This window comes from Nocardia nepalensis (assembly GCF_048910785.1).
Lineage (GTDB): Bacteria > Actinomycetota > Actinomycetes > Mycobacteriales > Mycobacteriaceae > Nocardia > Nocardia nepalensis.
Window position 1 is genome coordinate 76,565 of the sequence record NZ_JBKBET010000019.1, and the last position, 11,568, is coordinate 88,132.

The following is an 11,568-nucleotide window of genomic DNA, read 5'->3' on the forward strand; positions in this document are numbered from 1 at the left end:
CCGGTGGCTCTCACCGTCACCGGCGACGTGCCGGATCCCGAATCCCGTCAACAACATTCGAAGGAGCACAGCCATGGCCGGAGACACAGTTATCACTGTGATAGGAAATCTGACCGCCGACCCCGCATTGGTCGTGACGACATCGGGCGTCCCGGTCGTCCATTTCACTGTCGCCTCGACACCACGCTACCGGGACGCCACCACCAACGAGTGGAAGGACGGCGAGGCGTTGTTCCTGCGGTGCAACGTCTGGCGCGAGGCCGCCGAGCACGCCATGGAGTCGCTCAGTCGCGGGGCGCGAGTGAGCGTTTCCGGGCGACTCAAGCAGCGCAGCTACCAAACCGCCGAGGGCGAGAACCGCACGGTCGTCGAGCTCGAGGCCGACGAGGTCGCAGCGTCGTTGCGCTTCGCCACCGCCAAGATCACCAAGGCCACCCGGCGCGCGGGATGGAACAGCGACACCCGAACAGCCGCCTGGGCCAGCTCCGATGATCCGTGGGCGGCGGCCTCGCGTGGACCCGCGCTCGCCGGTGTAGGAGCAGGCGAAGAGCCCGGGTTCTGACCTGACGCTCACCTGTCCCGGGTCGGGGTAGGTGAGCGGGAAGTCATCGAGTGGGTAGGGATGCCCGTCTGGCCGTTCGTCCAGCCCGGACGAGGGCTACCAGAGCGTCGTCCGACACGGCGGGGCCCGCGCCCGGCACCACCGAATTTCCCTCCCGCCGCATAGCCACGTGGCGGTCGGGTTCGGAAATTCGGTGGTGCACGCCCAGGCGCGTTCCCCACCGCGCCGGCCGCCGCCCCGGTCGAAGCGCCCTCAAGCTGGCCGCCCGGCCAGCCGACCATCCCTGTGGAATGTCACGTTCACCCGGGGCTGGGTCCACTCCGCTCGTTCGAAGGGAAAACTCCGTTGACCAGCACCGAACCTCAGTCCTTCCTCGACGCGATCGCTCACATCAACTGGCAGCTCGAAGCAGGACGACACGACGACGCCCGCGAGGCGTTCGAGCACGCGCTCACCACGCTCGCCTCCCCCGAAGACCTGGACCGCCTCGTCCGGCTCGCCGAGACCTTCACCCACGATCCGTACGTGATCGCGCGGGCTCATTTGCGGTCGCTGTGGCGGCGCTCGGACACCGAACTGCAGGCGTGGCTCGACATGTTCGTCACGCGCACCGACCCGGGCCTGCATCGCCCCGTCGAAAACCAACCGCGCTGGATCACGACCGTCCCGATCACGGCGGTCGACTGGAAGGTGCGGCGCATGCTTGCCACCGACGATAAACCGGCGTTGAAGCGCACACCCTCGACCGCGACCACCGTCGCCGCCAAACGCGCCCGGCGACAGCCCGAACACATCGCGGCAATCAAGTCCAAGCGTCGCCCCGTGACCGAGCCACGCATCGTCACCGACTACATCCGCGCTCGGTTCCTCCTCGACACCGACCCCGCCTACGACGCGTCGATGTGGGATCGCGTCTACGTGCGTCAGATCGCCGATCAAGTCCGCGCCGAGCGCGACCGCGCCGGTGCCCATACCCGCGAGGACTTCGACGCCGACGAGATCGCCCGCGCCCGAACCGGTCTCGACATCCGCGACGACGACCGCCCCGCCTTCCTCACCAACGGCAACGGCCTCGACTACGACCACGCCACCTTGCCTCCGCTGCAGGGCTGGGTGTGTGTCTACTGCTTCGGCGAACGCGCCTGCAGCGACCACTTCATCACCGGCCCCGACCGACATCGCCTCAGTGACGACGGACTGTGCCAGCACTGCCGCGACAACGACCGCGAAGGAATCCCCACCCTCCCCGCAGGTTTCACCCTCGCCGATGAGGTCGCCGCCTACTGCCAGCACCTCACAGATCACTACCCCGCCGCCGCACCCGCACTGCTGCACGCCCTGCAGCAACGCTCGACACGGATCGTGTCCGGTCTGGTCATGGCATTCCTCGACCGAGGCCCCCAACCCTCGACACCGGGCACACCGATCACCGCACTGACTCCCGTGCAGTTGCGCACCGGACGATGCTGCTCCTGTTACGCCCACCCACGCGACATCGACATCGACGACCTCTGCCGCAACTGCCGAAACCGCTACCCCGTCGCCGCCTGACCCCAGCCCGTCTCCACACCGGCCCCACCACAACGGGTCTCACAATCCCGGTCCGCCGCAGTGTCGCGCTCCTGCGGCGGACCGGACACCAGCCACCAACATTCCCCTCACTCCGTACCTGCCTTGGAGGTACACACCATGACCGAACCCTGGCTCGACTTCCTCTCCGACCATTACTCCTCGATCTGGGTGCTGTGCTGGTTCGCCATCTTCGCGTACTGGGCGCGCCCCCGGACCAAATCTCGCTGCCGCTGCCGGTGTTCCACCACCGAGCCCGGTACGAGGTAGTCCAGAACCCCTCGCGCACAGCGACTCCGCGCCGCCAGACGATCGGCGTCCCTCGGTACCCCGGTCCGTCGCGGTCCCCACACCCGCGACGGACCAGCCGCCACCAACCCTCACCGAATCACCAACCCTCACCCTCACGCCACCACTACACTCACCTCCACACGCACACCCCACTCACCCCTCCTCCTCCCCCACACACACTTTCACCCTCACCACCCCACTTCCCCTCATTTCCACAAGCAGACCTCTTGCATCCGAGGTTGCAGTTTGGTAACGACCAGCGGTTTTGCTTGATTTGACGAAAAAATAGTCAAATCGACCCCTGGCATTAATGGCCGGTGGGGTGCTTGATGGATATGTGACCGCGACGATTCATAAAGTCGCGGCAGGCAATGGGTATCAATATTATCTGCGCAATGTCGCCGCGAATGATGCTTCGGCTCGCGGCCGTTCCAGCCTCGCCGACTATTACTCCGCTCATGGGGAAGCTCCGGGCCGCTGGCACGGCACGGGCCTGGCCGCATTGGACCTCCAACAGGGTGACGAAGTCACCGAGGAACAGCTGAAATCCCTGCTCGGACTAGGGCGTCATCCGAACGCGGACGTGATCGAAGCCCGTGTCTACGACGCCGAGATCGGCAAGGGCGCCAAGCACAAAGACGCGGCGCGTGCCGCCGATCAAGCGTCGCGTTTAGGTAACCCGTTCCGGGTTTATGCAGAGGTTTCCGAGTTCCGCAAACGGTGCGCGAAAGCGTTCACCGAATACAATTCCGCGCACGGATTCGACCCTCACGACGCTATTAGCGATGACGAGCGTGCGCGAATTCGTACCCGTGTCGCGTCCGAAATGTTCTGCGAAACCTACGATCGCCCGCCCTTGGATGCGCGGGAATTGTCAGGGTGGGTGGCACATAACTCGCGCCCTAACACCGTCGCGGTCGCGGGTTTCGACATCACTTTCTCACCCGTCAAGAGCGTCTCGGTGTTATGGGCGCTGGCCCCACGCACCGTCGCGGGCAAGATCGAGCTCGCGCACCAACGCGCGGTAACCGACGCACTCGAGTGGTTAGAACGGAATGCGGTCTTCACCCGGCTCGGCCGCAACGGGATCCGGCAGGTCGATGTCGAGGGCATCGTGGCGGCCTGTTTCACTCACCGCGATAGCCGTGCCGGGGATCCAGACCTGCACACCCATGTGGTGATCGCCAACCGAGTGCGCACCGTCGACGGCAAATGGCGGACCCTGGATGGCGTCGCGATCTACCAGGCGTTGGTCACTGTCTCCGAGATCTACAACACCCGCCTCGAACACCACATGGAGGAACTGGTCGGCGTGGAGTTCGCCGAACGCCCCGCAGCAGATCCATCGAAACGTCCGATTCGTGAAATCGTCGGTATCCCATTGCAGTTGATCACGGCGTTCTCGCGCCGCGATGCCGCGATCACCACCCGACTCGGCCAGCTCGCCGCCGAGTTCCAACAGGCACGTGGGCGCGAACCTACCCCTGGGGAAATCTATGACCTCGCCGAGCGAGCAACCCTGCAAACCCGCCCCACCAAACACCTGTTGCGGTCTCTGGCTGAGCAACGCCACACCTGGCGCGCCGAAGCCGTAGCCCTGCTCGGGGGCAAGGAAGCCTTGGCGGGGATGGTCGCCGCGGCCCTGAACCCGATCCGAACCGCGCGCCCGGCGATCACCCCCGACTGGTTCGCCCGCACCGCTGAACACGTCATCGAGATCGTCTCGGAACATCGATCGACGTGGCAATGCCACAATCTGCGCGCCGAAATCGAACGGCAACTCCGCGGGCACGTGAACGGAAAAGAGTGGGAGCAGGTCGCCGAAGCCGTTCTCACCGAAACGATCTCCCCGACGCTAACCGTCGCTCGTGGTGACCCCGACCTCGCCGATGAACCCGAATTACGAACGGTCCCAGCGTTGTTGCGGCGCCGCGACGGCTCCAGCGTCTACACATCGTCGGGCGCGCAGATCTACACCTCGGCACGGACGTTGGCGGTCGAGCAGCAGCTGATCGAGATGTCGCTGCAGCCCGGCGCACGCCGACTCCCACCCGATCTCGTCGCTGCGGCGGTGCACAACTACAACACCCAGAATCCCGAACGCCCGCTCAATGCCGGGCAGATCAGCGCGATCGAGGGCTTCTCCTCCTCGCCCCTGCGGATACGAACCACCAACGCGCCAGCTGGAACCGGCAAGACCACCGCGATGGCCGTGCTCACCAATGCCTGGCACACCAGCGGCGGCCGAGTCCTCGGGTTGGCGCCGACCGCGTCGGCGGCCGCCGAGTTGGGCAAGGCGATCGGCACCCGGGTGGAGACCGTCGACAAGGTCCTCGACGTCCTGGACCGCCACACCCCCAGCCGCGACAACCACGCCCTCGACCGCGAACAGCCGCCGTCGCTGCCGCAGTGGATCCTCGACATCGACGCCGACACGCTGGTGATCGTCGACGAGCACGTCAAGATCGGCAACCTCAAACGCCTACGCCTGCTGCGATTCCTGCACGACCGTGGCGCGACGATCCGCTGCATCGGCGACCCACGCCAGCTCGCGTCGATCGAGGCCGGCGGCGCGGACACCGATATGGACGCGGCCTCACCCGAGGCGACCATGACGCTCACCCATGTCGTACGGTTCGCCTCGAACGCCGAAGCGACCGCGAGTTTGCAACTGCGCGAAGGTGACCCAGCCGCGCTGGGCTGGTATCTGGACAACGGCCGAGTCCATAGCGGGCATTCCGGAGCCACTCACGATGACGCCTACACCGCCTGGATCACCGACCACCTCGCCGGTCGCGATGCCATCATGCTCGCCGCTAACCACGACATTGTCACCGAACTGAATGCTCGCGCTCGCGCCGACCGCATCGCCCGCGATGGCGGTGTAGTGAGCGCGGAATGCGTTCTCGCCGACGGACTTCACGCCTCGGTCGGGGACACGATCCGTACCCGCCGCAACAACCGACGACTACGACTCGGCGACAACGATTGGGTCCGCAACGGCTACGCCTGGCGCGTGGCCGCCGTCCACAACGACGGCAGCCTCACCGCCACCCACGTCGGCTCGAACGGGAAACACGGTGACAGTGTGCGTCTTCCCGCCGACTATGTGGCCGCGCATGTGCGCCTCGGATACGCGACAACGATCGATTCCGCGCAAGGAATCACCGCTGATTCGTGTCATGTCGCGCTCACCGGAGGCGAGACTTTGCGACAGCTTTACGTCGCACTCACCCGCGGAATCCACGCCAACCACGTCTACGTACCGACCGGGTTGGACGGCTCCGAAGGCTCGTTCTGGTCCGAACCCGCCGTATATCCGCGCACCGCTGTCGAGGTTTTGTTGCGCATTTTTGGGCGCGATGGCGCCCAGAAATCGGCGCACACCATGCTGCGCGATGCCCTGGATCCGCACCAGCGGATCGGTCGCGCGCTCGACATCTACCTCGACGCGGTCGGTGTCGCCGCCGAAAACGCCCTCAGCCCAGGCGGACTCGAACGCCTCGACGCCGCCGCCGAAGCGGTGCGCCCCAACCTCACCGACAGCCCCGCCTACCCCGTCCTGCGTCAACACTTGGCGATGATCGCGCTATCCGGGCGAGACCCGATCACCGCCCTCCACACCGCCGCGGGCGCGCGCGAGCTCGACACCGCTGACGATGTTGCCGCCGTGCTCGACTGGCGCCTGGATCCCTCCGGCGCGCACTCCACCGCCGGCGCACCCCTGCCGTGGGCGTCAGGGATCCCCCGCGGGCTGCGCACCGAACTCGATTCCACCCAACTCGCTGCACGCGCGCGCATCGTCGCCGACCTCGCCACCCAGATCCGCACCGACACACGGTCATGGACACCCGCGTCCGCTCCGCGCTGGGCGCGCCCGCTCATCGGCTCCGACCCACGACTGCTCGAAGACCTCACCGTCTGGCGCGCCAGCCTGCACATCGACGACCGCGATCCACGCCCCACCGGACCACCCCACTACACGCGGTTGGAGCGCGAACACCAACACCTGCTCGACGCCCGCGTCACCGACGCCCTCGGTGACCTGCACTCACCCGCCAACAAATGGGCGCCGCTGATCAAAGGTCTTGAACCCCGCATCCTCACCGACCCGTGGTGGCCGATCCTCGCAGACAAGATCGAGGTCGCCGACCGATCCGGAATAGACGTCCAATCCCGGTTAATCCACGCTGCGGCACTCCGGGCGTTGCCCGATGAAATGCCCGCCGCGGCCCTGTGGTCGCGACTCGAGCTCGAACTCGTCGCCGCCGAGGTCACCAGCACCCACAACCTCAACCCCGACTGGACCAACGAACTCCACCAGATCCTCGGCGCCGACACCGCACAACGCGTCATCAACGACCCCGCCTGGCCGCGCCTGGTCGCCGCGATCGACCGCGCCAGGAGCACCGACTGGACACCCACCGAACTCCTCACCACCGCACACGAACTCATCCTCACCGCCCAACCCGACGACACCACACCGCTGCGCCCCGACCAACTCACCAACGCCCTCACCTGGCGCATCGACACACTCCTGCACGAACCCACCCACCCCGACCAAACCGATCCACACCTTTCCCCGGAGCCCACCATGCACCCATCCGAGCACCGCCCCGATCCCGAACCACACGATCCCCGGCACCGCGGCACTACCGCACCCCCGTCGCCGCGCCCACCGATCCGGCCACCACAGACCGCCACCCGTGCCGAAAACCCGCTGTCGGAGAACCCGCTCTCCGACAGCGCCGCAACGATCGCCGCACTGATCCAATCCGGTGACATGGCAGCGGCGCGGCACGCCTTTCACGACCTCGCCGAGGGCCTCACCGACGGGCAACGCGACATCATCGAACACATCGCCACCACCCTCTACCGCAACCACTTCAGCATCGCAGTCGCCCGGCTCCGATGGGCCGCAGACCAATACCCCCAACACCGCGCACTCATCCACGCGTGCACACCCACCAGCGACCCACACGTATACCGACCAGCCACCGACGACATCCCCGCACCGAACCGGCGCGATCAACACCGGCGTGCCGCACGCGACAACCCCGACCGCGTCGACCGCATCGACCGCATCGACCGCATCGACCGCATCGACCGCATCGACCGCATCGACCGCATCGACCGCATCGACCGCATCGACCGCATCGACCGCATCGACCGCACACTACGGCGCCCACCGCCCCCCGACGCCGATATCACCGCCGCACGCGACTACCAGGACTACCTCGACACCCGCGGCGACGTCGACGACGACCCCGAACACCTACCCAAACCCGACGGCGTCCCGCACCGCTACTACCGCGAAAAGCTATGGGAAGACCGCTATCCCGACTCCGACGCGCCCGACTACGACCGCCAAACAACGCGCAACACCCGCGCCCTGCCGTGCGTGTCCTGCGGTATCGGACGCGCCTTCTCCGATAGCAGACCGATCCCGCCACGCCGCACCGACGACGGCCTCTGCGGTGAATGCCGCACCGACAACCAACCCGGCATCCCCGACCACCCACCCAACGAGCACATCCGCGCCCGCTGCGACCACATCGCCAACACCCACCCACCAAACACCATCCACGCCATACTCAAACGAGACTGGCGCGCCGCACGCACCCTCGCCGAACGCCTCGCCATCGCAACCTGGGTCGAACAACATCCCCTGCCCGACCCCTTGACCGAGCCATCAACACCACCGTCAGACGATCTCCTCGACGTGTCCGACCCCGTGCAGATTCTCACCGACGACCAACTCTCCCAAGCCATCACCGACATCAGCCAGCGCATCGACCTCGCCAACACCGAAGCCATCCTCTACGGACCCGCACCCGCGGACACAACCGCCGTCGACACCACCACCTGGCTGCACAACGAACTCAACGACCTGCGCACCGAACAACATCGCCGCGCCCAACTCACACCCGAACAAACCGCCGCCGAACACGCCCTACGCGCCCGCCACCAGCACGACAACACCACCGAAGACCCCACGGAATACGAGCCCGACCCAATCATCGATCCGCCCCTCGGATACGACGACCTCGGGCTTTAAAACAAAGGCACCGACGACATCAAATGCGACAGCCCCACAGCACAACACCTTGGGGACTTGTGCGTAGACGGTCATTGACCAGCTTCCGAGAATGGTCGGTGTTGTCAGCGACAGGTGTTCGCTGTGCAGCGGATGCTGGCCGTAGTTTGCCTGTCACGAGCCCGAATAGCAGGCCCCATGCGGGACCCTCCCCGCGTGCGCGGGGAGCACACCGTGTAGTTATGGCCATGGTTGCGTGCGCACGGATCATCCCCGCGTGCACGGGGAGCACTCGGCAAGCTGGGTGTTTCCGACGCCGCGTTCCGGATCATCCCCGCGTGTGCGGCGGGGAGCACGGCAGTCGTCCCAGGCCGAGTGCGGTCCACTTCGGATCATCCCTGCGTACGCAGGGAGCACAAGCCGGAGCGTTGGGCGCCATCCTGCGGAAACGGATCAACCCCGCGTGCGAGGGGAGCACCTCCAGGTGGGACTCGGCGCGAGCCTGGCCGTCGGATCATCCCGCGTGCACGGGCAGCACGGATAGTCCTGCGACGTCGCCGATTTCGTCCATGGATCGTCCCCGCGTGCTCTGGGAGCACGGCACGGCATCAGTGCGGAGCAGGGCGCGCAGAACATCGTCCCCGCGTGCGCGGGGAGCACGGTATTGCCGAAGAACTCGTCTGAAAGGCCCGAGGATCATCCCCGCGTGCGCGGGGAGCACCACTCCTACCGCACCTACGCCTTCGGCAAGGCAGGATCATCCCCGCGTGCGCGGGGAGCACCACTCCTACCGCACCTACGCCTTCGGCAAGGCAGGATCATCCCCGGGTGCGCGAGGAGCACGACTCAGCCGGTCGGCGCACGTTCGAGCACTACGGATCATCCCCGCGTGCGCGGGAGCACGCCGGTGACGTGGTCGTGGTCGACCGCGAGCGTGTCGCTTCCGCCTGAAGACTGACCCTCTGATTCCGGGTGAATGCTGACCCACCCTGTGAACGATCATGAGGTGCTGAACGTGGAGGACTGGGCGGAGATCCGACGGTTGCATCGCGCTGAGGGGATGGCGATTCGCGCGATCGCTCGTCGGATGAAGGTTTCGAAGAACACGGTGAAGAAGGCGCTCGGTTCCCATGAGCCGCCGCGGTATCAGCGCAAGCCGAAGGGGTCGGCGGTCGATGAGTTCGAGCCGCAGATTCGGGCGGTGCTCGCCGAGTTCCCGGATATGCCGACGACGGTGATCATGGAACGTGTTGGCTGGCAACGCGGCAAGACGGTGTTCTTCGAGCGAGTGCAGCAGCTGCGGCCGTTGTTCAAGCCGGTGGACCCGGCCTCGCGCACTGAGTATCAGCCCGGCGAGCTTGCTCAGTGCGATTTGTGGTTTCCGCCGGTCGATGTTCCGTTGGGGTTCGGCCATGTCGGTCGTCCGCCGGTGTTGGTGATGGTCAGCGGCTATTCGCGGGTCATGGCGGCGACGATGATCCCGACCCGGCAAAGCCCTGATCTGCTGGCCGGGCATTGGGCGTTGATCTCGGATTGGGGGCGTGTTCCGCGAGCTCTGGTCTGGGACAACGAGTCCGCGGTCGGGCAATGGCGCGGCGGCAAACCGCAGCTGACCGAGACGATGAACGCGTTCCGGGGAACGTTGGGCATCAAGGTGATTCAGTGCCGGCCAGGCGATCCGGAGGCCAAGGGGCTGGTCGAGCGAGCGAACGGATATCTGGAGACCTCGTTCCTGCCCGGCCGTGTGTTCACCAGCCCGGCTGATTTCAACACCCAGCTGGGTGAATGGTTGGTCAAGGCCAACCACCGTCACCATCGGCGGTTGGAGTGTCGCCCGGTTGATCGCTGGGATGCCGACCGGCGCTCGATGCTCGAGCTGCCGCCGGTGGATCCGGTGGTCGGATGGAGGCTCACGACCAGGCTGCCTCGCGATCATTACGTCCGGTTGGACTCCAACGACTACTCCGTTCATCCGGTCGCGATCGGCCGGCGAGTGGAAGTCCGCGCCGACCTGACCGAGGTGGTGATCACCCTGGCCGGCGCCGAACTTGCTCGCCATCAACGGTGTTGGGCCGATCACCAATCCATCACCGATCCCGATCATGCGGCCGCAGCCGCAGATCTGCGCCGATCCCGGCGCCTGGTCGCGGTTCCCGCGATCGACACCGATGTCGAGCATCGAAACCTGTCCGACTATGACCGCATGTTCGACCTCGACGAGGCGAGCAGCAGCGAGGAAATCGCCTGATGGCCACCAAGACCGCCAATGGTTCACGCAACGTAACCTCCGAAATCGCTTATCTCGCAAGAGCACTCAAGGCACCGACACTCGGCAGCGCGGTTGAGCGACTGGCCGAACGCGCCCGCTCGGAAAACTGGAGCCACGAAGAGTTCCTGGCCGCCTGCCTGCAACGAGAAGTTTCCGCCCGCGAATCCCACGGCGGTGAAGGACGCATCCGCAGTGCTCGATTTCCGTCGCGAAAATCGTTGGAGGAGTTCGATTTCGACCATCAGCGTTCGCTCAAACGCGACACCATCACCCACCTCGGGACCTTGGATTTCATTACCGCCAAGGAGAATGTCGTCTTCCTCGGTCCACCTGGCACCGGCAAAACGCATCTGTCGATCGGGCTCGGGATCCGCGCCTGCCAAGCAGGTCACCGCGTCGCGTTCGCCACCGCTGCCGAGTGGGTCTCCCGGCTGGCCGAGTCTCATCACGCCGGAAAACTGCAGGCAGAGCTGATCAAGCTCGGCCGGATTCCGCTGATCATCGTTGACGAAGTGGGCTATATCCCGTTCGAATCCGAGGCCGCGAACCTGTTCTTCCAGCTCGTCTCGTCCCGTTACGAACGAGCTTCGCTGATCGTCACCAGCAACAAACCCTTCGGCCGCTGGGGCGAGGTCTTCGGCGACGACGTCGTCGCCGCCGCAATGATCGACCGCCTCGTCCACCACGCCGAAGTCATCTCAATGAAGGGAGACAGCTACCGACTCAAAGACCGAGACCTCGGCCGCGTCCCAGCGGCCAAGACCAACGACTAACCAAACCAGCAGGGGTGGGTCCGGATTCAACCGGAACGACCGGGTCACGATTCAACCGGAGTTGACA

Annotated in this window: 6 protein-coding genes; all 6 read left to right on the top strand. The window is 65.8% G+C overall.

The window, feature by feature from the left end:
* Window positions 1-73: 73 nt before the first annotated feature.
* The 6 genes from ACHQ4I_RS11240 (at window position 74) to istB (ending at window position 11,501) form a co-directional block, all read left to right on the top strand.
* A complete protein-coding gene (locus ACHQ4I_RS11240) occupies window positions 74-562 on the top strand; it encodes a single-stranded DNA-binding protein (RefSeq protein ID WP_420771642.1) in 489 nt (162 codons plus the stop codon).
* Window positions 563-907: 345 nt separating this feature from the next.
* Window positions 908-2,113 (top strand): hypothetical protein, encoded by a 1,206-nt coding sequence (locus tag ACHQ4I_RS11245; RefSeq protein ID WP_420771643.1) that lies wholly within the window; start codon window positions 908-910, stop codon window positions 2,111-2,113.
* A 138-nt stretch (window positions 2,114-2,251) separates the two neighbouring features.
* Window positions 2,252-2,401: a hypothetical protein gene (locus ACHQ4I_RS11250; protein WP_420771644.1), complete on the top strand. Its 150-nt coding sequence runs from the start codon at window positions 2,252-2,254 to the stop codon at window positions 2,399-2,401.
* Between the two features lie 358 nt (window positions 2,402-2,759).
* Window positions 2,760-8,480, top strand: coding sequence for a MobF family relaxase (gene mobF / locus ACHQ4I_RS11255; protein WP_420771645.1), 5,721 nt, complete (start codon window positions 2,760-2,762; stop codon window positions 8,478-8,480).
* Between the two features lie 985 nt (window positions 8,481-9,465).
* Window positions 9,466-10,707 carry an IS21 family transposase gene (gene istA / locus ACHQ4I_RS11260; RefSeq protein WP_420771243.1) on the top strand — a complete coding sequence of 414 codons (1,242 nt, stop codon included), beginning with the start codon at window positions 9,466-9,468 and terminating at the stop codon, window positions 10,705-10,707.
* Window positions 10,707-11,501, top strand: a complete 795-nt coding sequence (istB, locus tag ACHQ4I_RS11265) for an IS21-like element helper ATPase IstB (RefSeq protein WP_420771240.1) — start codon at window positions 10,707-10,709, stop codon at window positions 11,499-11,501. Before istA ends, istB begins: the two co-directional genes overlap by 1 nt.
* Window positions 11,502-11,568 lie beyond the last annotated feature (67 nt).